Annotated in this window: 20 protein-coding genes; 12 read left to right on the top strand and 8 right to left on the bottom strand. The window is 63.1% G+C overall.

Annotated elements, in window-relative coordinates; translation table 11 throughout:
- Nucleotides 1–25: 25 nt before the first annotated feature.
- The 6 genes from ACEN8U_RS25520 (at nucleotide 26) to ACEN8U_RS25495 (ending at nucleotide 6738) form a co-directional block, all read left to right on the top strand.
- The gene (locus ACEN8U_RS25520; protein ID WP_310111484.1) at nucleotides 26–532 is read left to right on the top strand and encodes a hypothetical protein; all 507 of its coding nucleotides are present in this window, start codon (nucleotides 26–28) and stop codon (nucleotides 530–532) included.
- Between the two features lie 35 nt (nucleotides 533–567).
- Nucleotides 568–2691: a filamentous hemagglutinin N-terminal domain-containing protein gene (locus ACEN8U_RS25515; RefSeq protein ID WP_310111486.1), complete on the top strand. Its 2124-nt coding sequence runs from the start codon at nucleotides 568–570 to the stop codon at nucleotides 2689–2691.
- Nucleotides 2691–4511 (top strand): ShlB/FhaC/HecB family hemolysin secretion/activation protein, encoded by a 1821-nt coding sequence (locus ACEN8U_RS25510; RefSeq protein ID WP_374725952.1) that lies wholly within the window; start codon nucleotides 2691–2693, stop codon nucleotides 4509–4511. The genes ACEN8U_RS25515 and ACEN8U_RS25510 overlap by 1 nt, the downstream gene beginning before the upstream one ends.
- A 2-nt stretch (nucleotides 4512–4513) precedes the next feature.
- Nucleotides 4514–5362 carry a peptidyl-prolyl cis-trans isomerase gene (locus ACEN8U_RS25505; protein ID WP_310111491.1) on the top strand — a complete coding sequence of 283 codons (849 nt, stop codon included), beginning with the start codon at nucleotides 4514–4516 and terminating at the stop codon, nucleotides 5360–5362.
- A 116-nt stretch (nucleotides 5363–5478) separates the two neighbouring features.
- Nucleotides 5479–6123 (top strand): glutathione S-transferase family protein, encoded by a 645-nt coding sequence (locus ACEN8U_RS25500; protein ID WP_310111494.1) that lies wholly within the window; start codon nucleotides 5479–5481, stop codon nucleotides 6121–6123.
- A 123-nt stretch (nucleotides 6124–6246) separates the two neighbouring features.
- Nucleotides 6247–6738: a GFA family protein gene (locus ACEN8U_RS25495; RefSeq protein ID WP_310111499.1), complete on the top strand. Its 492-nt coding sequence runs from the start codon at nucleotides 6247–6249 to the stop codon at nucleotides 6736–6738.
- 645 nt (nucleotides 6739–7383) lie between these two features.
- On the opposite strand, the gene ACEN8U_RS25490 is transcribed toward ACEN8U_RS25495, so the two are convergent.
- Together ACEN8U_RS25490 and ACEN8U_RS25485 are read right to left on the bottom strand one after the other, a co-directional pair.
- Nucleotides 7384–7848, bottom strand: coding sequence for a MarR family transcriptional regulator (locus ACEN8U_RS25490; protein ID WP_310111501.1), 465 nt, complete (start codon nucleotides 7846–7848; stop codon nucleotides 7384–7386).
- Nucleotides 7849–7892: 44 nt separating this feature from the next.
- Nucleotides 7893–8774: an NmrA family NAD(P)-binding protein gene (locus ACEN8U_RS25485; RefSeq protein ID WP_310111504.1), complete on the bottom strand. Its 882-nt coding sequence runs from the start codon at nucleotides 8772–8774 to the stop codon at nucleotides 7893–7895.
- A gap of 481 nt (nucleotides 8775–9255) precedes the next feature.
- On the opposite strand from ACEN8U_RS25485, the gene ACEN8U_RS25480 reads away from it, so the two are divergent.
- Genes ACEN8U_RS25480 through ACEN8U_RS25455 form a run of 6 tightly spaced genes read left to right on the top strand, consistent with a single transcriptional unit; the run spans nucleotide 9256 to nucleotide 15164 of the window.
- The gene (locus ACEN8U_RS25480; RefSeq protein WP_310111506.1) at nucleotides 9256–10188 is read left to right on the top strand and encodes a TauD/TfdA family dioxygenase; all 933 of its coding nucleotides are present in this window, start codon (nucleotides 9256–9258) and stop codon (nucleotides 10186–10188) included.
- A 48-nt stretch (nucleotides 10189–10236) separates the two neighbouring features.
- The gene (locus ACEN8U_RS25475; protein ID WP_310111508.1) at nucleotides 10237–11304 is read left to right on the top strand and encodes an ABC transporter substrate-binding protein; all 1068 of its coding nucleotides are present in this window, start codon (nucleotides 10237–10239) and stop codon (nucleotides 11302–11304) included.
- Nucleotides 11305–11317: 13 nt separating this feature from the next.
- On the top strand, nucleotides 11318–12148 hold the full coding sequence (locus ACEN8U_RS25470; RefSeq protein WP_310111510.1) for an ABC transporter permease: 831 nt from the start codon (nucleotides 11318–11320) through the stop codon (nucleotides 12146–12148).
- A gap of 21 nt (nucleotides 12149–12169) precedes the next feature.
- Nucleotides 12170–13027 carry an ABC transporter permease gene (locus ACEN8U_RS25465; protein ID WP_310111512.1) on the top strand — a complete coding sequence of 286 codons (858 nt, stop codon included), beginning with the start codon at nucleotides 12170–12172 and terminating at the stop codon, nucleotides 13025–13027.
- On the top strand, nucleotides 13027–13791 hold the full coding sequence (locus tag ACEN8U_RS25460) for an ABC transporter ATP-binding protein (RefSeq protein WP_310111514.1): 765 nt from the start codon (nucleotides 13027–13029) through the stop codon (nucleotides 13789–13791). The genes ACEN8U_RS25465 and ACEN8U_RS25460 overlap by 1 nt, the downstream gene beginning before the upstream one ends.
- 5 nt (nucleotides 13792–13796) lie before the next feature.
- Nucleotides 13797–15164 (top strand): LLM class flavin-dependent oxidoreductase, encoded by a 1368-nt coding sequence (locus tag ACEN8U_RS25455; protein WP_310111517.1) that lies wholly within the window; start codon nucleotides 13797–13799, stop codon nucleotides 15162–15164.
- 60 nt (nucleotides 15165–15224) lie between these two features.
- On the opposite strand, the gene ACEN8U_RS25450 is transcribed toward ACEN8U_RS25455, so the two are convergent.
- The 6 genes from ACEN8U_RS25450 to ACEN8U_RS25425 form a co-directional block, all read right to left on the bottom strand.
- Nucleotides 15225–15905, bottom strand: a complete 681-nt coding sequence (locus ACEN8U_RS25450) for an SDR family NAD(P)-dependent oxidoreductase (protein ID WP_310111520.1) — start codon at nucleotides 15903–15905, stop codon at nucleotides 15225–15227.
- Nucleotides 15906–15940: 35 nt separating this feature from the next.
- A complete protein-coding gene (locus tag ACEN8U_RS25445) occupies nucleotides 15941–16723 on the bottom strand; it encodes a DeoR/GlpR family DNA-binding transcription regulator (RefSeq protein WP_310111523.1) in 783 nt (260 codons plus the stop codon).
- Between the two features lie 137 nt (nucleotides 16724–16860).
- Nucleotides 16861–18048, bottom strand: coding sequence for a sialidase family protein (locus ACEN8U_RS25440; RefSeq protein WP_310111647.1), 1188 nt, complete (start codon nucleotides 18046–18048; stop codon nucleotides 16861–16863).
- Nucleotides 18049–18113: 65 nt separating this feature from the next.
- A complete protein-coding gene (locus tag ACEN8U_RS25435) occupies nucleotides 18114–19535 on the bottom strand; it encodes a sodium:solute symporter family protein (protein ID WP_013587874.1) in 1422 nt (473 codons plus the stop codon).
- Between the two features lie 60 nt (nucleotides 19536–19595).
- Nucleotides 19596–21950: a 4-hydroxythreonine-4-phosphate dehydrogenase PdxA gene (gene pdxA, locus ACEN8U_RS25430; RefSeq protein WP_310111525.1), complete on the bottom strand. Its 2355-nt coding sequence runs from the start codon at nucleotides 21948–21950 to the stop codon at nucleotides 19596–19598.
- Nucleotides 21947–23116 carry an iron-containing alcohol dehydrogenase gene (locus ACEN8U_RS25425; RefSeq protein WP_310111527.1) on the bottom strand — a complete coding sequence of 390 codons (1170 nt, stop codon included), beginning with the start codon at nucleotides 23114–23116 and terminating at the stop codon, nucleotides 21947–21949. The genes pdxA and ACEN8U_RS25425 overlap by 4 nt, the downstream gene beginning before the upstream one ends.
- Nucleotides 23117–23145 lie beyond the last annotated feature (29 nt).

The following is a 23145-nucleotide window of genomic DNA, read 5'->3' as shown; positions in this document are numbered from 1 at the left end:
CTTGGGACGGTTTCGACGAGCGCGCGTGTGGATTGACGCTCTTCCCGATGCCGTTTATCCACGCTCCCGCGCGCCCGTTAAAGCGGTGGCCGCATCGAGATGTTTGCACGGCCCCACGCAATATGCGGCCATTGAATTATTCGTGCCTCTCGGTGCTCGATCGATGTACGGACTGATCGGAGGCCAATTCCACACGAGTGGGGGTGGCGAATTGGTCGTTGAGGTCGCCACGTCGTCATCGTCGGAGCGCTTGTTTGCCGACAGCTTGGCGTCGAATGTCGATGAGGTGCGCGTGGGATTGCCGGAAGAGTTCGTTCCGGGGATATGGTCGGGTGTCGATTCTGCCCGGACCAAACTTGGGACGATCACCGCCGGAAATCTTTCTATAGATCGCGCAGCTCATGGTGCCGCGACTTCATCGCATGCGATTTACAGTAGTTTGGTTGTAGTCATGCTCACGATTTTCAACCACCCAAGCAACAACATTTCCGATGCGGAGCTGATCGAGATAATAAGTGCGGCGACTTCGTAGCCGTGTTGGAAAGAGGGCGTCAAGGACATCATGGAATGTGGCTCGGTGAACGGCGTGTCGACAGATTTAAAAATGCGGGGCATTTCTTGAAGTGCAAGAGTTTAGGGAAAGAAAGGGCGAGCCGCCTTTGCAGTTTCAAGTTAGTGATTGGCCTGGCATCGACGGTTGCGGTCGCCACCGCTCACGCGGCAGGTATCGTACCTGATGGCAATACAGCGACAGCAGTCACGGGCCCGTTAGGTGGGCGCCAAACAGTTAATATCGCCTCGTCGCTAGGTGGCGTGTCAAACAACACCTACACTTCATTCAACGTATCCAAAGCCGGTGTCGACCTGAATAACGTTGGCATCAACGCTCGTGCGATCGTGAATCAGGTTACCAGCACAAACCCGTCCCTGATCCAAGGCGACATCACCGTGCTTGGGCCACGCGCGAATGTCATTTTGGCCAACCCAAATGGCATAACAATCGACGGCGGCAGCTTCGTGAACGCCGGCCATGTTGTGCTCTCGACAGGACAGGTGAGCTTCAACGATCTTGTGCCGGCGCCGGGTATCACGCAGAGAAATGTCGTCCTAACCACGAATCGCGGCGCGATTACCGTCGGTCCCGGCGGCCTCAGCGGCACTCTTGTCAACCTTGACCTGATCGCCAAACAGTTGTCGCTGAACGGCCCCGTAACTAACAATTTCACCACCTCCACAGGAGGCGTGAGAGCAACTATCGGTGACAGCACCAATAGCTTCGACACGAGCCTGTCGCCCAGCGATAACAACCATGACTGGCTCATCAGTTCAACCTCCCCCGGCTCGACCAGCTCATCGGTAGCGGTCGATATCACCTCACTAGGTGGATTGACCGGAGGACGCGTGCAACTGATTGTCACGGACAAGGGCGCGGGTGTGCGCAACGCCGGTGCGATCTATGCAAGTGCGGGCGATGTCGTGGTGTCCGCGCTCGGTGACGTGAGCGTGATCGGCGGATCGGTCAAGGCAGAGAACAATATCCAGATCACAACACCCGGCGCCTTCCTGCTGCAAGGGGGACAGCTATCTGCCGCCAATAGCGCGACCCTCAGTGCGAACGGCATTACGCTTGTCGATGACACCAAGGGTGCGTCGACGCTTACCGCGCAAAACGGCGCTCTTCAACTAACAAGTAGCGGCGACATTTCCAACACCGGCAGCCTGATCCAGTCCGGCGGGGCGACTGGGGAAGGAGGCACCGTCGGCGGCGATGTGACGTTGAACGCCACCGGTAGCATCCTGAATCGATCGAGCGTGGCCAATCTCGGCATCGTCTTTGCGGCGAACGGCCAGACATCGCTGAGCGCACAAGGAAACATTGTCAATGAGAACGGTCGCGTACTGGCAAATGGAAAAACCAGCGTGATCGCACACGGCGACATATCCAACATCATCGATCATACCGACGGAACAAACAGTGGACAGCCTGTCGCCTACTCGCATACCGGCGGCAGTTTCGTGTTCTTCACTCACGGTACGAGTGGCTTTGACGTCGATTATGGTACCGTCGCGCAACCGGGACAGCTTGCCTACATTGCATCGACTGCGGGATCGGTCAAGGTTTCGGGGCGAAACGTTATCAACTCGGGCGGCCTCCTCCAGTCCAACGAGGGCGACATTTCAATTACCGCCCAGCAGGCGTTCACGAACGAAGCGGTATTTTCCGGGCAGGCCAGCTATGCGCGAAGTTGCTGGATTTTCTGTCATGCAAGCGCGTCGAGCAATGTGGTGCCTCACGGTGGCACGATTCAGTCCGGGGGGAATATCGCGATTTCCGCAGGGACCGTCGCACGTAACATCGGCGGGAACGTCTTTGCCGCTGGTGATATTGCCGTGTCCGCTCCCACAACCTATGCACAAGGCGTAACCGGCTATTCGGCGATCACTCAGGACCGCGGCTTCAAGGCATTCTTTGGCAGCACATGGGCTCAGATAATCGCGAGCGATGTCGGCGGTGGCTTTACTGCCAACGGATCAGTGTCCTTGGTGGGCAGCGCGATTATCGATGGAGGCTACATCAACGGCCGGAAAGGCGTTTCAGCGAGTAGCGGCATCACGACGGTTCGTGCGCCCATGACGACTCCGGTGCAGCTTGGCCAGCACCTGGGCATGACAACGTGGTGGTGGCATTGATGCGGCTCGTATTAGGAAAGCCACGTGCAAAGCGGTCGCTGATACTTCGAGCGTTGCCTTTCGTCTTCATTCCAGGCGCAGCCGTTCTCGCACAAACGCCTCCCGTCTCACCGGTTCCGCTTCCGCCGCAACCGCTGGCTCGCCCGATTCAGGACCCAGCGCAACTCATTATCGACCAGCAGCGCGAGCAGGCAGCACGAAGACAGCTGAATCAGGCGCCACCCTCGATCACCCTGCCGGAGGCTGCGTCGCAAGGATCGCTGGACGTTCCGCCAAACACGCCGACAGAAGAAATCGTCGAGCCCGGTCCAGCGTTCCTGATCAAGCGCATCACGGTCGAGGGTAATACCGTACTTTCGCAAAAACGCGTCGACGCCATTGTGACGCCGTTCGTCGGCCATGCTCTCGGCTCCCATCGTCTGAACGTATTGCTCAAGCGACTCACCGATGCGTTCGTGGCGTCTGGCTATATCACGACGCGGGCCTTTCTCGGTCCGCAGAACCTCGAGTCCGCCGTGCTGACGATCCGGGTTCAGGTGGGCCGAATCGCGGAATACACATTGAACGGGCAACCGCTTGACAGGCGGCTCAAAAAGGACGAGAAATCGGCCGGTGGCGGACTGTTTACCGACGCAGGGTCCCAATGGGCGTTTCCGGCCGCGCCAGGCGATCCGCTCAGGCTTTCAGATATCGACCAAGGGGTCTCACAGATCAACCGGTTGCGACGCAATCAGGCCGAGATACAGATTCTCCCGGGTCAATCGCCAGGTGACTCCGTCGTTGCGATAAGCAATCGTCCCGGAGACCGTCTCTACTACACCTTAGGGATGGACAACTACGGCAGCACCGCGACCGGCGTCACCCGTTATCGCGCCGGTGTCGAAGCGGACAACGTGATCGGGTTGCAGGAGTCTCTCAGCCTTAATTTCCTCAATAGTGAGGATAGCAACGCGTTCGTTGGTTCGTTCGCGATCCCGTATGGTCGCCACACCTTAAGCTACACGTTTTCCGATTCCGAATACCAACAGGTCATTGGCACAAGCGCGCTGATGTACGGGCGGACGCTCAGCCATATTCTCGGATGGAATTACACACTCGACCGCACGCAGGCCGGCATCGCGAACATCGACGCGACGTTGTCATGGCGGCGGACGGACCGAGAAATCAACAACATCGATCTTAGCCCGCAGCACATCGCCGTTCTGCGGCTCGGTGCAAACTGGTTGCGGAAATTCGCTATAAATGATGCCGCAGGTAACATTACCTTCGATGCGGGCATTGCGCAGGGTTTGCCGTGGCTCGAGGCAGACCACGACGCGCATGGAATCGGTCGCAACGATGCACACAGTCAGTTCACGAAGCTCGATGCTACAGCCTCTTACACGGTTCCCCTGCCAAAGCTCGGGCGGGTTATGCTCGCCTATCGCGGAACGCTGAGTGGCCAATTCACTAATGTTGCGCTGTATGGGTCCGAGCAGTTGTACCTCGGCGGGATGGATACCGTCCGCGGCTTTCGTTCCGGTGAGATTGCCGGCGACAGAGGACTGTACTCGCGCAATGAGATCGCGTGGCTGAACTTCCCGGCGTGGCACGACGGACGCATAGAGCCCTATGTATTCTGCGATGCCGGCAAGGCCAGTCTCGTCGCGGTGCCGGGTTTTCCGACGCTCGCTGGAACGGGGGCGGGACTGCGGGCGCAATGGTTGTGGCACCGACAGATGCTGTCGGCGGAAGCGCTCGTTGGCCGCGCCCTGACTCAACCCGCCGCATTAGGGCCGAGGGCTACCCTTGTGCTTGCAACGGTTAACTGGAATTACTAGTCGTGAAAACTTCCCTTGTCCTGTCGTGCATTGCTGTGACTGCCGTTGTTTGCGGTGCCGCTGCTGACGTTCTTGCCCAGACTGCCGCCACCGAATTGCTGATGGGAGTTGTAGCCACTGTCAACGGTGTGCCAATCGTTCAGAACCAACTGGACGCAGCGGTGCTGGCATCGCATCAACCGGACACGCTGCGCTTGCGCGAGCTCGCCAAGCAGCAGTTGATTGCCCAAGAGCTCTTCAGACAGAACGCGGAGAAGCAGCACTATGACGCGAGACCAGAGGTGCAGGAGGCGATTGCTGCTGCCAAGGTGAATGCGGAGACCCAGATTTATTTGAAAGACAACGTCCGTCCCGAGCCGGTGACCGATGCCCAGATTCACGCCCGCTACGACGAAATCGTCGCATCGCTCGGTAAGGAGGAGTACAAATCACGAGTGATCGCTGTCGCTGACGATGCGACGGCCGCGACAGTCATCGCCCAGCTGAAAAAGGGCGTTTCATTTGATGCTGTGGCGCGCCAGTACAGCGTAGCGCCCACCAGGTCAGCAGGAGGCGAACTGCCGTGGGTAAGCTTTAAGGCGCCACTTACGGAAGGTCGAACGCAAGGACTGCCTCTTGGGGTTGCGCAGGCAATTATGCAGTTGCCGGTTGGTGGAATTACCCCTGTACCGATTGTGGCGGCAGACGCACGCCTGATTGTGAAGTTGGAGGCAAAGCGCCCCACCAGCGTGCCGACGTTCGGCCAGGCGAAGGACACGATCCGCGCACAATTGCAGACGCTCGCGTTAGAAAGGGCTGCGGCCGCATTTGTCGCCGATCAACTCCAGGCGGCGACGATACGACAACGATAATTGGCATCTTGAACCGGTGGATTGATGATTGACGAAGGACAATGAGGCAGAAATGGTGGTCTGGGATTGAAAAGAACTAGAGTCAGTGACCCAGCCTGCAAGACAGGAGAGACGTCTTGACAACAACCGAAGAAGCGCCGGTGCTCTACGGAGCCGCATGGAGCGTGTATGTGCGAATCGCCCGACTTGCACTCGAAGAAAAGCACATCACGTATGACCTGGTAGAGGTCGACGTTTTCACAGAAACCGGCGTTCCGCCGGAGCATCTCAATCGTCACCCGTTCGGTCGCATCCCGGCTTTTGAACATGGCAATTTCCATCTTTACGAAACGGGAGCGATCGTTCGGTATATCGACGACGCTTTCCCGGGATGCAAACTGCAGCCGATAGAGCCGAAAGCTCGCGCCAAGGTAAACCAGATCGTCGGCATAATGGACGCCTATGCATACCGAACGCTCGTTTGGGACATCTATGTCGAGCGCGTCGTTTCGGCTCGCGAAGGTCGGTTAGCAAACGAGCAGAAAATCGCCGCGGCGATCCCTCGTGCCGCCGTGTGCTTGTCCGAGCTGACTCGGCTGTCGGACGACCGCGGATTTCTAATCGGCGATAGCGTGACATTGGCCGATCTGTACGCCGCGCCTATCTTCGCGTGCTTCATGCAAGCGGACGAATCTACGTTATTGATGAATGGGCACAAAAAATTGACCGACTGGTGGCAGCGATTCGCCGCCCGGGGCAGCATGTGCCGGACAGGGGCGTGAGGCGTGTAGCGGCTCAGATCGGCCGTTCGACAACTCTCCGGATCGTCGACAATTCGACGTGGTCCATATGCCTATCGAGCTGATCAAACTCACCTAGCTTGTCTCCCCGCATTGGAGGTTGGTATGCCTGTACCCTACAGCGGCAATTGCCTCTGCGGGCAAATCAAATTTGAGCTCAGGCAAGAGCCGCTCACTTTTTACGTTCGCCATTGCACTGTATGTCAGCGCAGGACAGGCGGCGCCGCGCTACCCGTGATGTGGGTCCGTCGAGCGGATATGCATGTCCTGGAAGGCGAGCCAACGCTGCTGACATTTGACTTTGGTCACGGGCAGCGGCGCAGCAAGGCATGTCCGCGCTGTGACACCCGGCTTTGGGCAGAACCACACGATCAACCCGACTTGTCCATACTCAGGCCGGGGACATTGCAGAACCAAAGCGAATTTGTCCCGATAGCGCATATATTTACCCGCAGCAAGCAGCCATGGTTTTTGATTCCCGAGGGAGTTCCGACCTTCGAAGGTCCGGTGAGCGATAAAGCGGAACTGCTTCGGTTATGGCGAGAAAGGAATACAGGCGAACGCACTGAACGCCCTACTGATGCGGTGCGCCCGTGACTCGATCGCACACGTGAAAGGTCCGTGCCCCTCCACCCATCGCATCGGGCGCAGTTCGGCCGGCGTCGTGTGAAAGCGCAAAAGTACTCGGTTTTGGGGTGTCGCTTCTCCCTTCCCGAGTCGTCACCAGGCCGATACGCGGCGATCTGAAGGGTCGACTTTTGAGAAGGCTTCGTAAGCGGCGCGTTTTCACACGGCCTCGGCCAACAGCGGCCAGTCGACACCAGTTCCCAGATCGCCGACAATCACCCAGGCTGTTCAACTCGTTGGCTTTGCGCTGGCGGCTGGACGACAATGTCTCTGAGCGCGACTTGGCACGTATAGAGCGCGAGCTATTCGTGGGCTTTTACGCGATCCGCAAATGCCTCGTCCCGCCCGCGTTAATTGACTATCAAACAGACGCCGGATTATACCGTCTTCAAACGAACGGGGATGAACTCGATTTTGCGGAAGGCCAATGCGGGAGCGGGTTTGACGGATGTCTGCGGATTTCGCCGACTGCTAATCAAACGGACCCTCTCTCCGCCAGGACACCACAAGCCCTTGACTCCACAAGGGCTTTTCTGTTTGGTTCACGCAAAAGCGTTCCAGAACAGTGTCCCACGGCTTCTTCCCGTTACGGACCACACCGCAAACTCCCGGCCGTCACTCCTCGCCGCCAACGGGTGCAAAATCGCCGCCAACCTTCATCCCCGACAGGCTGCGACGCAGTACCTCCACGTTTCGTGCTCCATTCCGAACACTGAACTCGCGCTGCGCCTCGCGCCACAGCGGCGCCGCTCGCTCGAAAAGCCTGGTTCCTTCCGGCGTGAGCTCCACAATGCGAATGCGACCGTCCTCCGGCGACGGCCGCACCGCGACCAGACCGTCGCGCTCGAGAACCCCGATCATTTTCCCCATCGCCGTGCGCTCGATGTCGAGGCGCTCGGACAGCACATTGACCGATGCGCTTTCCCGCTCGTTCAACGTGGCGAGGATGAGGAACTGCGTGATGCGAAGGCCGGAAGGCTGGAGATAGCTGTCATAAAGACGCGAGATCTGACGGGCGGCCTTCCTCACCGTGAAGCAGTTGCATTGGTCCACACCGATGGGTTGGTCTTTCGCCCGCATTTCCTTCTCCTTAAGATCGGCACATTGCCGGGTTCACGCCCACGTCACGCAAAAGCGCCGCGGTACTTCTCGATGAAAGCCGGGACCGCCAGCGCGGGTGTACCGGTGATCCTCTCGACGACGTCGTTGGTACCCTGGAAAACACCCTCGCGATAGTGCTGCGCGACTTCCACGAGGTGCTGCACCAGAAACGGAGGGAACATGTACACCTGTTCCATCTTCTGCTTGAACGCCTCGATCGAAGTGGGAGCATAGTCGATCTTGACGCCGAGCACCTCGCTGACCAGCGCGGCGATCTCCGTGTGGTTCAGTTCCACCGGACCGTGCAGCGTGTAGGTCTGGCCGCCGTGGCCAGCGGGATTCGCCAGAAGGTGAGCAATGACTCTCCCTTGGTCGTCCGCGCTGATCGGTGCGTGGCGGCCGTTCTCGAACGGGAACGTGATCTTCTTCGTGGCCCAGATTTCCTTTGCGAAGTGCGGGTAGACGAGCCAGTCCGCAAAAAAGGTGGGGCGCAAATGTGTCGTCGGCACTCCTGACCAATCGAAAACCCGCTCGGATACCCAATGATCCTGCGCCGCATGACTCGTCGATTCACGCCGCGCTGAGATCTGCGACATGTTGACGATCGCACCGACGCCAGCTTCCTTCGCGGCCTGCGCGAAATAGGCCGCCGCGCTCAGAATGCCCGGCGCGATCGGGTACAGGAAGTAGGCGGAGCTGACGCCTTCCAGCGCGGCACGGATCGCGTCGATGTCCGTGAAATCGCCGACCGCAATTTCGACCCCGCGTGCGCGCAGCGCGGCCGCACGGTCGTCGTCCGCTCGCACGTAGGCGCGCACGCGCTTGCCCATTTGCAACAGTTCGTCGATGGCGGCGCCCCCGGTGCGGCCCGTCGCACCGCTTACAAGAATGGATGATTCGTTCATGGCTTAAGTCCCTCATAGATTAAGAGCATATGCTCCTGTCGATGACTATAGGAGCATATGCACCTATGTGCAAGTGTTTTTTTGCATAGGGCGTGTTGGCAGAAATCGAGGTGCCTCCGGCATTGCTGCCAGAGGCGGGCGGTCCTATCGTGCCGACTCATCGACGAGTCGCCGCGATCCGCTCAAGCAGGTCGCGCACCGCACCGGTTCCGGAGCCGACGAACGAATGCGCCAAGCTTTCGCGAAGGCGCTCGGCGTGCCCGGCAAGACTGCCACCGCCGTTTTGGCCGGTCGGCCCGACTGAAGGAAGTATCGGTCTCCTGACGAGGCGTTGCGCCGACTGCTGCGTCCCCAAAAACCACTGCGCAAATCTACTTCTTAGCTTATTCCCGGCGCTTCACTTAACGACGCACAAATCGTCAGTTCAGCTTTTGGCGCCGCACTGCTTGAATAGGACCTCAGCCATCTTCGGAGAGAGTCCATGTCAGAAGTCCAGTCCGCGCGTCGTGAGGCGTCCGTCAGCGCCGAAAATGTAGCTAAAGCGTCGTTGAACATTCGCCGGGTGGCGGGCCGCATCGGCGCGCAGATCGAGGGCGTCAGGCTCTCGCCGGAACTCGATCAGGCGACCTTCGAGGCGATCGAGGCGGCGCTCCATACCCACAAGGTGCTGTTCTTTCGCGGCCAGCAGCATCTCGACGACGCGAGCCAGGAAGGCTTCGCGCGGCGTTTCGGCGATACGGTCGCGCATCCGACCGTTCCGTCTCACGCCGGCGGCTCCCGTCTGCTCGACCTCGACTCGGCGCACGGGGCGCGCGCCAACTCATGGCACACCGACGTCACGTTCGTCGACGCCTATCCGAAAGTCTCCGTCCTGCGTGCGATCACCATTCCGCCGGTCGGCGGCGACACCGTCTGGGCCAACACGGCCGCCGCATACGAGCGCTTGCCCGAGCCGCTGCGCGCGTTCGCCGACCATGCCCGCGCGATTCACACCAACGCTTACGACTACGCCTCGGCGCACGCGGATGCAGACGATACGCAGTTGAAGCGCTATCGCGAGCTCTTCATCTCCAAGGTGTACGAGACCGAGCATCCGGTCGTGCGCGTGCACCCGGTGACCGGTGAACGCACTCTCGTGCTCGGCCATTTCGTGCAGCGTTTCATCGGGCTGTCGACTCAGGAATCCACCGCTTTGCTGCAGGTCCTGCATGAGCACATCACGCGTCTCGAGAACACCGTGCGCTGGCAATGGGCGGAAGGCGACGTCGCGATCTGGGACAACCGCGCGACGCAACACTACGCGATCAACGATTACGGCGACTCACGCCGCGTCGTGCGCCGCGCGACAGTGCAAGGCGACGTGCCGGTCGGTATCGACGGCAGGCGTAGCGTGGCGCTCAAAACCCCCTTTTAACCGCGAGCGCCGCAGCCGCGGCTCCGTAACTACTTCGATCCTCTTTCGATGACTCTCTCGCGTTTAATCAACAGCGTGGTAATCGCCTGCGCCTGCGGCCTCGCCGCCGGTGCCGCATGCGCCGACAAACCCGCGACGATCCGTATCGGCATCGCGCAGCAAGGCAGCGGCGATCCGCCGACGTTCGGCGGATCGGCGGCCGCCACAGTGCAGCAGCAACAGCTGCTCGAAAAGGAATTCGCCGCCGACGGCATCAAGGTGGAGTGGCTGTTCTTCAAGGGCGCGGGGCCGGCGGTCAACGAGGCGATCGCCGACCGTTCCGTCGACTTCGCGTTTCAGGGTGATCTGCCGTCCGTTCTCGGCCGCGCAAACGGCCTTAAAACGCGCATCCTGCTGGAATCCGGCGTGCGTGTCGGTGTGAAGATCGGCGTGCCGCCCGACTCGGACGTTCGTACGATCAAGGACCTGAAAGGCAAACGCGTCGGGCTCTTTCGCGGCACGAATCTGCAGACGGTCGCGGACAACGCGCTCGCGAAGAACGGTCTCGACGAACGTGAGTTGCGCGTCATCAACCTCGATACGGCGAGCGCGCTCGCCGCGCTGGCATCGAAAGGGATCGACGCGAGCTTCAACGACTACCACCTGTACAAGCTGCGCGACCAGGGCCTCGCGCGGATCATCTACGAATCGCAGGACGACGGCCCGCAGTTCACGCGTCAGGCGCACCTGCTCGTCACCGACGATTTCGAGCGCGCGCATCCGGACATCGTGCAGCGTGTAGTGACCACGTTCGTGAAGGGCGCGCAATGGTCTTCGGATGAAGCAAACCGGCAGGCGCTCTTCAAAGCGTGGGCGCGCAGCGGCGTCAGCGAATCGTCGTGGAACGCGGAGTTTCCGCCCGGCACGCTGAAGTCGCGAAATTCGCCGCTGATCGATCCGTTCATCGTCGCACGCTACAAGGCAGTCGCGCAGGACGCGCTGAAACTCAAACTGATCCGTCAGCCGGTGCAGGTCGACGGCTGGTTCGAGACGCGCTATCTGGACAACGCGCTGCGCACGCTGAAACTCGAACGCGAATGGACACAGTACGACGCGGCCGGCAAGCCGCTCGGCTAACCGGAGAGCGCCGATGAGCAACACCATCACCCTCGATCTCGATGCCGCCCTCGGCCACACGTCGACGCCAGCGCGGCGCTGGCGCGCGCTCGGCTGGGCGCTCGCGCCATGGGCGCTGCCCGCCGTACTGTTCGCGCTATGGTGGGTCGGCTGCGAGCGCGGCTGGATCGCGCCGCAGATCTTGCCGCCGCCCGTGCGCGTGTACGCGACCTTCGTCGATCTCGTGCAGAGCGGCGATCTCTTGCACAACACGCTCGTCAGCCTGCAACGCGTGTTCTGCGGCTTCGTTGCGGGCACGCTGGGCGGATTCCTGCTCGGCTCGGCGCTCGGCCTTTCGCGCAGCTTCGAGGCTTACGTGTTGCCCGCTTTCAACGCGCTCGTGCAGATTCCGGTGCTCGGCTGGCTGCCGTTTCTGCTGCTGCTCGTGGGTGTCGGCGAGCCGTTGAAGTACATCCTGATCGCGCACGCCGCGCTCGTGCCGGTCACGCTCAGCACGCTGCAGGGCTTTCGCGGCGCCCCCGTTACGCTCGACGAGGCGGCGCGCGTGTTCGGCTACACGCGCTGGCAACGCATCGTGCATGTGGTACTGCCGTCCGCGGTGCCGACGCTCGCAACCGGCGTGCGGCTCGCGTTCACCAAGGCGTGGCTCGCACTCGTGGTGGTCGAACTGGTGGCGTCGTCGGAAGGGCTCGGCTATCTGATCGTGTACGGGCGTCAGCTATTCCAGCTCGATCTCGTGATGGCGGCCGTCGTCGTGGTCGGCGCGATCGGGTTCGCGATCAACCGTGCGCTCGACGCGCTCGAAAGGCGGCTGCGCCGCGGCATGCCGTCGGCATTCCGCTAACAGAACGGAGGTTCGTCGGTCATGATCAGCTTCAGCGACGGGTTCAAAGCTCGCAACGCGCCGCCGCACTGCGATTGCGAGGTCGATCGCGCTGTCCCGCGAAAACGGAGTCTGCCCGACTTGCGCGGCCTCGTGCTGCCGGCGGCGGCTCTCGCGATCTGGTGGGCTGTCAGCGCATTGCATGCAGGCAAGGGTGGCCTGCTCGTCACGCCCGCGCAGGTCTGGCAAACGACGTGGCAGCAGGTGACGAGCGGCGCGCTCGCCAAGGCGCTCGGCGCATCGCTTGCGCGCGAGGCGAGCGGCTTCGCAATAGGCACGGTGCTCGGACTTGCACTCGGCGTCGCGCTCGGTTTGTCGCGCATCGCGGCCCGCGTGATTGGTCCGAGCTTCGACACGTTCAAGCAGATTTCGCTATTCGCGTGGATCCCGCTGATTTCCGTGTGGTTCGGTCTCGGCGATGCGGCGAAGGTCGTGTTTCTCTCGCTCGCCGCCTTGCTGCCGGTCGCCGCGCATACCTGCGACGGCATTCATGCCGTGCCGCGCGCCTACGTCGAAGCCGCGCGCGTCTTTCGCTACACGCAACGGCAACTGGTTTGGCACGTCATCCTGCCGGCCGCTCTGCCGTCGATTTTCACGGGCCTTTATCTCGCGCTGATCTATTCGTGGCTCGCGACGCTCGGCGCGGAATATCTGCTCGTCGCGGGAAGCGGCATTGGCAACACGCTGATCGACGGCAGCGAGAACTTCCGTATGGATCTGGTGCTGTTCGGCATCGTGGTAGTCGGCGTGGTGGGCTCGTTGCTGAGTGCGCTGGCGCGTGCGGCCGAGCGCGCCGTGCTCAAACGCCGCGGTGCCGCCTTGATTAAGGAGAACGTCTGATGACAGCGGTTGTATCCGAAGACGTGGAGATCGACCACGTCAGCAAGCATTACGCGGCGCTGCCGGTGCTCGACGATATTTCGCTGCGCATACGCGCGGGCGAGTTCGTCAGCGTGCTGGGTGCGAGCGGCTGCGGCAAGTCGACACTGCTGCGGCTGATCGCGGGGCTCGACACCGACTATACCGGCGAGATTCGCGTCGCCGGCGATCGCGTGCGCGATACGTCGCTGCAACGCGGCATCGTGTTTCAGGATCATCGGCTGTTTCCGTGGCTCACGGCAGCGCAGAACGTGCTCGCAGCACTGCGCAACGCGCCGTTGTCGCTCTACGAAAAGCGCCAGGCGGTGGCGGAGCACATCGCGCTAGTCGGACTCGAAGGCTTTGAGAACGCGTATCCGCATCAGCTGTCGGGCGGCATGGCGCAGCGTGTCGCAATCGCGCGCGGGCTCGTCAACCGGCCGCGTGTGTTGCTCCTCGACGAGCCGTTCGGCGCACTGGATGCGTTGACGCGCGCGCGCCTGCAGAACGAGCTGCAACGCATCTGGGAACACGAGCGGATCACGATGGTGCTCGTCACGCACGATGTGGACGAAGCGCTTTATCTCGGCGACCGGGTGGTTACCATGGCGCCGCGGCCCGGCCGCATCAAGCGCATTGCCGAGGTGAATCTGCCGCGGCCGCGCGATCGCGCCGATCCGCGCTACGTCGCCTTGCGCGATCAGCTCCTTGCTGGTTTCGGCCAGCCGCACACTACGCAGCCCTAAATATAATGAGCCAACGTCAGATCAAGCTCGGCGCGTTCCTCATGGAGACGGGCCACCACATCGCCGCTTGGCGTCATCCGCATGCGCATGCCGCCGCGGGCCTCGACTTCGCGCACTACGCGGAACTCGCGCAGATCGCCGAGCGCGCGAAGTTCGACACGATCTTTTTCGCCGACAGCGTCGGCGTGCGCGACACGGACCTCGCCTCGCTGTCGCGCACCGCGCGCGCGGATCACTTCGAACCGCTCACGCTGTTATCCGCACTGTCCGCCGTGACCCGGCACATCGGTTTGACCGCGACGGTATCGACGAGCTTCAATGAGCCGTACAACGTCGCGCGCAAATTCGCGTCGCTCGATCATCTGAGCGGCGGGCGCGCGGGCTGGAATCTCGTCACGTCGAGCAGCGAAACGGAAGCGCACAATTTCAGCCTGGATCGCCATTTCGACCACGCGCTGCGCTACGAGCGCGCGCGCGAGTTCTACGACATCGTCACAGGCCTGTGGGACAGTTGGGAAGACGACGCGTTCGTGCGCGACAAGGAGAGCGGCCTCTACTTCGATCCGGCGAAGCTTCACACGCTGAATCATCGCGGCAAGCACTTCAAGGTGAAAGGGCCGCTGAACGTCGCGCGTGCGCCGCAAGGCTGGCCGGTGGTGGTGCAGGCGGGCGCGTCGGAAGCCGGGCGCGAACTGGCCGCGCAAACCGCCGAGGTCATCTTCGTCGCGCATCAGACGCTCGAGGAGGCGCAATCGTTCTATCGCGATGTGAAGGGACGGCTCGCGCGATATGGCCGTCACCCGGACGATCTGAAGATCATGCCGGGCATCTTTCCGGTGATCGGCCGCACGCAGGAGGAGGCGGACGAAAAGTTCGAAGCGTTGCAGGCGCTGATTCATCCGGTTGTCGGCGTGTCGCTGTTGTCGAAGATGGCAGGCGGAGTCGATCTCTCGTCCTATCCGGTCGATGGCCCGGTGCCGGACTTGCCGGAGACCAACGGCGGCAAGAGCCGCCAGCGTCTGCTGCTCGACCTTGCCCGCCGCGAAAATCTGACGATTCGCGATCTGTACCTGCGCATCGCGGGCGCGCGCGGGCATCAGCAGGTCGTCGGCACGCCGCAGAGCATCGCCGATCAGTTGCAGCAGTGGTTCGAGGAAGGCGCGGCCGACGGCTTCAACATCATGTCGCCATGGCTGCCGGGCGGGCTCGTCGAATTCGCCGCGCACGTGGTGCCGGAACTGCAACGCCGCGGCCTGTTCCGCACCGAATACGAAGGGACGACGCTGCGCCAGAATCTGGGTTTGCGGCGGCCTCCCAATCGTCACGCGATCGAGCGGTCAGCCAACGCGCATGCACTTGCCGATGCCGGCTGATGAGCGGATGGCGCCCGATCGTCGCCGCCGACCGGGGCCGACGCCGCCCATCCGCATGCTTCACCCGAGCGAACTGCCGCCGCACACCATGATCTGCTGACCGGTGATCGCGCCGGCGTCGTCACCGAGCAGGAAGGCGACCAGCGAGGCGACTTCCTCCGTCTTCACATACCGGCCGATGGGCGGCATGACGGGCGCGCTGGAACTGCGCTGCGGATCGCGCAACATCGGCGTTTCGGTGGCGGCCGGCGAGACCACGTTCACCGTGATGCCGCGCGGCGCCAGTTCAATGGCCCACGAGCGCGCCATCGCCACCATCGCGGCTTTCGCTGCCGCGTACTGGCTGCGTCCTGCCGCGCCCGCCGACACGCGGCTGCCGATCAGGACGATGCGCCCGCCGGTGGGCAGGGACGGCACGAGCGCATCGGCGAGCGCCGCTGCCGCCGCGACGTGGAGCCGCCACATGGCCTCGCCGCTCGCCAGGTCGAGTTCGCCCACGCGCGCCGTCTTCATGAAACCGGCCGCGTGAACGAGACCGTCGACCGGTCCGAGCTCGCGGGCGAGCAGCGCAATTGCGTCGACATCCGCGAGATCCGCCGGGACATGGCGAAAGCGCGCGTCCGTGAAATTCGGCGCGCTGCGGCTCAGTCCGATCACCTCATCACCGTCTTTCAGCAGCCGGTCCGCCACGGCGCGCCCAATGCCCGAGCTCGCGCCCGTCACCACGATTCGTTTTGCCATATCCGTTTTGCCTGCCGCGTCCGTCAAGCGGCTCTTCAGTTGCGGGTCTCGCCAGGTAGCGGTACCGATTCGACCGTGACACCGTTGAGATTCTGAAACACCTGCCATGGCGCGTCGGCTGAGTTCGCGTTGGTAATGAGCGTCCACGGCTTTTCGATCGGCGCCCAGTGCTGCTGACTGTCGCGCTCCAGCTTGTCCGAGGTCGCCAGCACATACACGGCCGCCGCCTGCCGCATCACGCATTCCTTCAGATACGCCTGATCCGCCGTCGCTTCGCACAGTCCGCGGCCTGCCACCACGCCGTCCGCGCCGAGAAACGCCTTGTCGACGGTCAGGCGCGTGAGCGCGAGCAGGGCAATCGCGCCGAGCGTGCTCATGCTCGACTCGCGCACGTCGCCGCCGATCAGCGTCAGATGCACCTTGCTCGCGGCGAGTATCTGCACGGCCAGCAGATTGTTCGTGACCACCTGAATGTCCTCGCGATTCGCGAGCGCACGCGCGAGCGCGGCAGTGGTCGTGCCGCTGTCCAGAAAGATGGTGTCGCCCGGCGCGACATGCGCGGCGGCCGCGAGGCCGATCGCGTCCTTCTCTGCCTGGAAGCTGTGGCTGCGCTGCTCGAGCGGTTCCTCGGGCGCGTGAGTGCTGACGGACGCCGCGCCGCCGTAGGTGCGCAGAATCAGCCGCTCGTCGGCGAGCGCGCGCAGATCGCGGCGCACAGTGGCCTCGGACATGCCGAAGTGTTCGCAGAGTTCGGCGACTTCCGTCATTCCTGACAGAACGGCCTTGAGCATGGCCTCCCGGCGGCGGGCTACTTTCATGTGGTGATCGGTATCGGGTTCAAGACGCCGCCTGCAGGCACGGCGGGCGGCGGCGCGGACGGTCCGGCGCGAAGGTAGTTTATCCATTTCCCGATTGCGTTGTCGCGGCTATGCGCCGACGCGTGCCCGCTGCACGCTTACGCCGCCTGACGCTCCCCGGCCGATGCCCAGTCTTCGCTGACGCTCACGTATTTGATGCGCTGGCGGAAGTACGTGTAGGCGATATGCAGGCGTCCGTCCGCGGATTGCACAATGGACGGATACGAAAACTCGCGATTCAGCTTGTCCGTGGAGTTATTCGTCATGCAATAGCCGTCGCCGGTTTCCAGGTTGCGCATGACCGGCCACGTGCGGCCGCCGTCCATGGAAACGGCGAGTGTCATCGGCGCACGCGGCGCGCCCCAGAATGCCGTGCCGCGCGCCGACGCGGCTTGCGTGGCGAGCGTACCGCTGTCTTCCGCATCTTCGATGTCGTCGTAGAGCGAGGCGCGGCGGCCTGTGCTCTGCGCGGCGCTGCTGTTGTTGAAGACAAGCGCAAGGTGACCGTTGGCCAGCGTCACGAACTGGATCGACGAATTGTTGTTCGGCAGCGCGAGCGGTTCGGGCTCGCTCCATGTGATGCCGTCGGCGGAACGGCTCATGTGAATGTGATCGGCCCAGCGGCTGCGAAAGAGCGCGACGAGCGAGCCGTCGCGAAGCGGCTGGATGTTCATATGCACGCAGCCGACGCTGCCCGGCACATCGTGCGCTGTCCATGTCGCGCCGTTGTCGGTGGAGCGCATGACGGCGCTGACGTCGTCGTTGCCCGACCAGCGCTCGCCGGGCGCGACCCGGCACAGGAACACGGGGCACAGCCACGCGCCGTCGCGCGCGACGACAATGGGTTGCCGCACGAACGTGCCCGGCAAGTCGAACAGCGTGTCGATCGGCCCCCACGTATGGCCGTTGTCGCCGGATACGCGGCGCCGCACGATCGACGTGTTCTGATGCCCCGACAACTGCGCCGTGTAAATCAGCCATAGCTTGCCGTCCGGCGCGGCGAAGAGGACCGGGTTCTGCTCCGAGCGCGTCGGGTCGTCGGAAAGGCGCACGGGCTCGCTCCACGTCGAACTGCCTTGCGCGAGCCGCGACAGATAGATCGAGATGTCGGGCACGCCTTCCTGCGTGCCGCCGAACCATGCGCAAAGCAGGTCGCCGTTGGCAAGCGCAAGCAGGTTCGCCGCATGATTCTGCACCGTGGCGGCGGGCAGATAGGCGTCGATGCGCGCGGCGTCGCCGCGAGCCTCGTGCAGTTGGCCCGGCATGGTCGTCGCTTCGTCGGGCATGAGGGAATGGCTGGTCATGATGAAATCCTGATACGTTCAATCGTGGTAACGGGACAGCATGCGGCTCACGAGTCCGTATGCGCGACGCGGCGTTCGATCCGCGAGCCGTTGCCGCTTGCCGGATGAAACAGCAGCTTGTCGATGACCATCACGACGGCGGGCGTGAGCAGCGCGATATACATGTTGTCGATACCGAGCGGATTGCCGAGCAGATACCAGGCCGTCGTGGCGAGCGTGGCCAGCACGAGCGCCCAGATCGCGCCGCGGTTGCTGTTGAAGAAGGGCAGGTAAATGCCCATCAGCGCCACCACCGTCACGGTCAGACGCAGCGCGCGGGTGAAGAAGGAGAGCGCCAGAATCTGCGGCACGAACAGCACGAAGATGAGCGGCAAAAAGCCAACCACGAAAGAGATCATGCGCGTCGCGCGCAGCTCGCGCTCCGGCGACGGACGATAGCGCGGCACATAGAAGTCCTTAACGATCAGCGAAGCGATGGCGAGCGCAACCGTGCTCACGCTCACGAAGATCGACGCGACGAGCGACACGGTCACCACGCCGGACAGGAGCGGATGCATGTGCTGAAGGAAAATCGGCAGCGCGTAGAGGCTCTTGATGTTGGGAAACAGAAACTTCGCCGCCACGCCGAGAAAGCCCAGCGCGATCGCGATCGGCACGCACAGCGCGCCGGCAATCAGCGTGGCGTTGCGCGCCTCGTTGGCCGACTTCGCGCCCGAAATCGCCTGAATGATGAACTGCGTCGAGAAGATCGCGCCCGCCGTGCCGATGATCCACGCGCCGATCGTTCCGCCGCCGAGCGCGCCTTTCCACGTGAAGTATTGCGCGGGCATCTGCTGCATCATCGGCGCAATGCCGCCTGTCATGGAGAGCGCGACCCACACCAGAATGCCGATGCCGAGCAGTTTGACGGCGCTATGCAGGATCGTCACATACGCGACACTCTTCAAGCCGCCCCACGCGAAGTAGATCGTGCTGACGATCGCGGTGATGAACGCAGCCGTCGGCAGATTCACGCGCATGACCGTCGAAATCGCCGCGGCGCCGCTCACGTAGTTGCCGACGTTGACGATAAAGAGCGCATAAATCATGATCGCCGAGACGACGAGCTTCGCGCCCTTGCCGTACTTCTGCGCGATGAAGCCCGAGATGGTGAACTCGCCCGAGCGATACAGCCGGCGCGCCATGAAAAGACCGAAAAACACGAAGCCGATCGAGGCCGAGATGACCGACCACGAAGCGGCAATCCCCACATTGAAGGCTTCCTGCGAGGTGCCGATGGTCGACTTCGCGCCGATGTACTCCGACATCAACAGGATCGCGATGACGACGGCGGGCGTTGAGCGCCCCGCCACCATGAACTGTTCGGTGGTCTTGCTGCGCAGCCGGATGCTGATCCATGCCGTGACCACGATATACACGACGACCATCGCAATGATGATGGCGGTGTCCCACACGGTAAAGTGATTCATCAATGTCTCCGATTTGTTGTGTGCGGCGCGCGGCCGGACAGGGCGTCGGGCGTCAGGCCGTCAGGCTGTCTGCACGGCGCGGCGCGTGGCCAGGTCTTCTGCCTGTTTCAACGCTTCAAGCATGCTGCGTTCGTCCGCGATGCCCTTGCCTGCAATGTCGAAGGCGGTGCCGTGATCGACCGAGGTGCGGATCACCGGCAGGCCCACCGTGACGTTCACGCCGGCTTCGAGGCCCATCACCTTGACGGGACCGTGGCCCTGATCGTGATACATGGCGACGACCACGTCGAAGTCGCCGCGTCCCGCGCGAAAGAACAGCGTGTCGGCGGGCAGCGGTCCTTCGACGTCCCAGCCGCGCTCGCGCAGCACGGCGACGGCGGGTACGATCTTCTCTTCCTCTTCGCCGTAGCCGAACAGGCCGTTTTCTCCTGCGTGCGGATTGATGCCGCACACGCCGATGCGCGGCTCGTCGATGCCCGCGCGCACCAGGGTTTCGTGCGCGCGTTCGATCGTGCGCTGCACGAGTCCCGGTTCGATGCGGCGAATCGCGTCAAGCAGGCCGATGTGCGTGGTGACGTGAATCACGCGCAGCTTCGGCGCGACGAGCATCATCGACACTTCGGGAATGCCCGTCAGATGCGCGAGCATTTCCGTGTGACCCGGGAAGATATGTCCGCCCGCGTGCAGCGCTTCCTTGTTCAGCGGCGCGGTGCAGATGGCGTCGAGCTCGCCGGCTGACGTGAGCTCGACCGTGCGCGCGATGTACTGGTACGCAGCGTCGCCGGCGACAGCCGAGAGCTTGCCGTAGGGCAGATCCGCCGGAATCAGTCCGAGGTCGATGCAGTCGACTTCCCCGTACTGGAAGCGCGCCTCGGCGGGCGACGCGATCGGCCGCACGCTCAGCGTGACGCCGGTGCGCTGGCCTGCGTCGACGAGGCGCTTCGAGTCGCCGATCACGAGCGGACGGCAGCCGTCGTACACGGACGCGTGCGCGAGGCTCTTCATGATGATTTCCGGGCCCACGCCGGCGGCATCGCCCATCGTGATGCCGATTACGGGACGGTAAGTCATAGCTTCCTCTTCGCTGGATTGACGCGGTGCTTGCGCGACCGCTTGCTGCATGGCGGCGAGCCGTTGCCATGCGCGATACAGGGTGTCGGGCTGACCGAAGCCGCCCGCCTTGGTGACAACGGGTAATGTGCGGCCCGCATGCGCGGCGGCAAGCAGGGGCACACCGGTTTCGATTTCTTCGATCACGCGCAACGCGTTCACCTTCATGGCCGACAGCAAGGCACGCGCTGTCTCGCCGCCGGTCGCGATCAGCGCGGCCGCATGAGCGGCGGCCGGCGCGAGGCGTTCGGCGAGCTGCTGTGCGATGTGCGCGCCGTCATCGACAGCCGCGCGTTGCGACTGGCTCACGGCGACGATCACGTGACGGCCGCGCATCAGCGAGTGCGTGACACGCGTGGTCAGCATGAGTGCGGCCGGGCTTACAGGATCGAGCAGGTCGGCGGCGTCGACGTCGAAGAGATCGAGCGAATCGCCGGCCTGGCCGCGCAACAGCGCCACCTGCCGATGCGAAACGCTCGACATGCTGCCGACCACGGTCATCACGCCACGCGGATGAGCCGTGCCGCCGGAGCGCGCAAACGCGCGCGTCGGCGGCGTGGGTCGGTGCGTCGATCCGTCTGTCGTTTCCTGTTCTGACTGGCGAGCCGCGAGCACCTCGATCAGCGGCGCGGCGAGCCCTGCCGAGCCGACCCAGAACACGCCGTCGAGCGTCGCGGACGCTGCGGCGATGCAGGCGAGGTCGGCATCCGTTTCGCTGTCGCACACCACGGCTTGCCATTGCGCGACGAGGCAGGCAGAAAGACGCGCCTGCAGCGATGCCGCGCCTTCGCGCACTGCGGCGAGATCGATGGTCGCGACCCGCAGACCAGCCGCGCCGAGCATCGCCTGAAGATCGGCCGTGCCCGCGATGCCTTCGTTGCGCCATGCCTCGGACTCCTCCACTGGCGTGCCGAACACGAATTGCCGCGCGCCGCGCGTCGTGCGTCCGGCTCGCGGAAAAGCGGGCGCCACCACGGCCATGCCCGCGACGCTCGAGAGCGCTGCCACTTCGGCGGCCACGTTGCCGCGCAGTGTCGAGTCGATCTTCTTGTAGATGCGCCGGCCCGGCGAATGCGCATGCCATGCTTCCTGATTGGCGCGCGCGGCCTCGGCGGGCAGCTGGCGGCGCGTGTCCGTGTCGATGGCGAGCACGTCGATCTGCGCGGCATCCATGGCGGGCGCCGGTCCGAAACTCACGACGCTCGTCAGGCCATGACGCGCGCAGGTCACGGCGCAGTCGGCCGTGCCCGACAGATCGTCGCCGATGATGAGAAGCCGCGCGCTTCCCGTGTCAGGCGAGCTCATGGCAGCAGGCGGCGATAGATCGCCTTGATGTCGTCGAGATTCAGCGGCTTCGGGTTGTTGCCGAGCAGCCGCTTCACTTTCGACGCCGCCACGGCGAGCGCATCCAGGTGCGCTTCGGCGACACCGAATTTGCGCAGGTCTTGCGGAATCGCGAGCGCGGCGGTCCATTCGCGAAGACGCGCGAGCAGCGCGTTCGCGGCGGCATCGTCGCTGTCGTCGTGTCGCGCGAGACCGAGCGCGTGCGCGACATGGGCAAGACGCCCGGCGATGGCGTCGAGGTTGAATTCCATCACATGCGGCAGCAGCATCGAATTCGCCACGCCATGCGTGATGTTGAACATGCCGCCAAGCGGATAGGCGAGGGCGTGCACGGCGGCGGTGCCGGCGGCCGTCAGCGCGAGGCCGCCGTACATGGAGCCGAGCAGCATGGCTTCGCGCGCCTTCAGCGAATGGCCGTTCTCGTACGCTTCGATCAGGTTCGCGCCGATCAGCCGCATCGACTCCATCGCGTACATGTCGCTGACCGGATTGGCCTTGGTCGAGATATACGATTCCAGCGCGTGGATGAATGCGTCCATGCCGGTTGCTGCGGTGATCGGTTTGGGCAGATCCAGCGTGAGCGTCGCGTCCAGAATGACGAGCTGCGGCAGCAAATGGCGGCTCACAATGCCGACTTTCAGCTCTTCGTCGGGCAATGTGACGATCGCATTGGGCGTAACTTCCGAACCGGTGCCGGACGTGGTGGGCACGAGGATCAGCGGCACGCCGGGCGACGCGATCAGATCGATGCCGAGCCAATCGCGCAGCGGCGCGTGATTCGTCAGGCGCACGGCAAAGAGCTTGGCCGCGTCGAGCACGCTGCCGCCGCCGATGGCCAGCACGGCGTCGGGCGCAAACGGCGCGATCTGATCGCGGTACACCGTCTCCACGTTTTCGATGGTCGGCTCTGGCTGCACGTCGCGCACCGTCAGCACCTCGATGTCCTTCTTCGCCAGGGTTTCGACGACGCGCGCGGCCACGCCGTTGGCTTCCATCGCCGGCTGGGTGATGAAGGCGATGCGGCGAACCGGCCGGTCGAGCAGCGCGAGTTTTTCGGGCAACTGATCGAGGCTGTTCGGCCCGTGCACGATATGGTTGACGGTCTGAAAGTGATAAACGGAAGACATAGTGCGAATCCTTGTGCTGTCAGTGCTGT

Origin of the sequence: Paraburkholderia phenoliruptrix, assembly GCF_047325075.1 — a bacterium.
In the GTDB taxonomy this organism is placed as follows: domain Bacteria; phylum Pseudomonadota; class Gammaproteobacteria; order Burkholderiales; family Burkholderiaceae; genus Paraburkholderia; species Paraburkholderia phenoliruptrix.
Note: the sequence above shows the minus strand (reverse complement) of the source record. Positions and strands in the feature narration are given on the sequence as shown.

Excerpts from the sequence above, each read along its gene's own strand:
- ACEN8U_RS25480 (WP_310111506.1), top strand. The coding sequence starts at position 9,256 with ATGTCAGAAGTCCAGTCCGCGCGTCGTGAGGCGTCCGTCAGCGCCGAA.
- pdxA (WP_310111525.1), bottom strand. The coding sequence starts at position 21,950 with ATGAGCTCGCCTGACACGGGAAGCGCGCGGCTTCTCATCATCGGCGAC.
- ACEN8U_RS25475 (WP_310111508.1), top strand. The coding sequence starts at position 10,237 with ATGACTCTCTCGCGTTTAATCAACAGCGTGGTAATCGCCTGCGCCTGC.
- ACEN8U_RS25440 (WP_310111647.1), bottom strand. The coding sequence starts at position 18,048 with ATGCCCGACGAAGCGACGACCATGCCGGGCCAACTGCACGAGGCTCGC.
- ACEN8U_RS25455 (WP_310111517.1), top strand. The coding sequence starts at position 13,797 with ATGAGCCAACGTCAGATCAAGCTCGGCGCGTTCCTCATGGAGACGGGC.
- ACEN8U_RS25460 (WP_310111514.1), top strand. The coding sequence starts at position 13,027 with ATGACAGCGGTTGTATCCGAAGACGTGGAGATCGACCACGTCAGCAAG.
- ACEN8U_RS25470 (WP_310111510.1), top strand. The coding sequence starts at position 11,318 with ATGAGCAACACCATCACCCTCGATCTCGATGCCGCCCTCGGCCACACG.
- ACEN8U_RS25490 (WP_310111501.1), bottom strand. The coding sequence starts at position 7,848 with ATGCGGGCGAAAGACCAACCCATCGGTGTGGACCAATGCAACTGCTTC.
- ACEN8U_RS25495 (WP_310111499.1), top strand. The coding sequence starts at position 6,247 with ATGCCTGTACCCTACAGCGGCAATTGCCTCTGCGGGCAAATCAAATTT.
- ACEN8U_RS25515 (WP_310111486.1), top strand. The coding sequence starts at position 568 with ATGTGGCTCGGTGAACGGCGTGTCGACAGATTTAAAAATGCGGGGCAT.
- ACEN8U_RS25435 (WP_013587874.1), bottom strand. The coding sequence starts at position 19,535 with ATGAATCACTTTACCGTGTGGGACACCGCCATCATCATTGCGATGGTC.
- ACEN8U_RS25425 (WP_310111527.1), bottom strand. The coding sequence starts at position 23,116 with ATGTCTTCCGTTTATCACTTTCAGACCGTCAACCATATCGTGCACGGG.
- ACEN8U_RS25485 (WP_310111504.1), bottom strand. The coding sequence starts at position 8,774 with ATGAACGAATCATCCATTCTTGTAAGCGGTGCGACGGGCCGCACCGGG.
- ACEN8U_RS25450 (WP_310111520.1), bottom strand. The coding sequence starts at position 15,905 with ATGGCAAAACGAATCGTGGTGACGGGCGCGAGCTCGGGCATTGGGCGC.
- ACEN8U_RS25445 (WP_310111523.1), bottom strand. The coding sequence starts at position 16,723 with ATGAAAGTAGCCCGCCGCCGGGAGGCCATGCTCAAGGCCGTTCTGTCA.
- ACEN8U_RS25465 (WP_310111512.1), top strand. The coding sequence starts at position 12,170 with ATGATCAGCTTCAGCGACGGGTTCAAAGCTCGCAACGCGCCGCCGCAC.
- ACEN8U_RS25510 (WP_374725952.1), top strand. The coding sequence starts at position 2,691 with ATGCGGCTCGTATTAGGAAAGCCACGTGCAAAGCGGTCGCTGATACTT.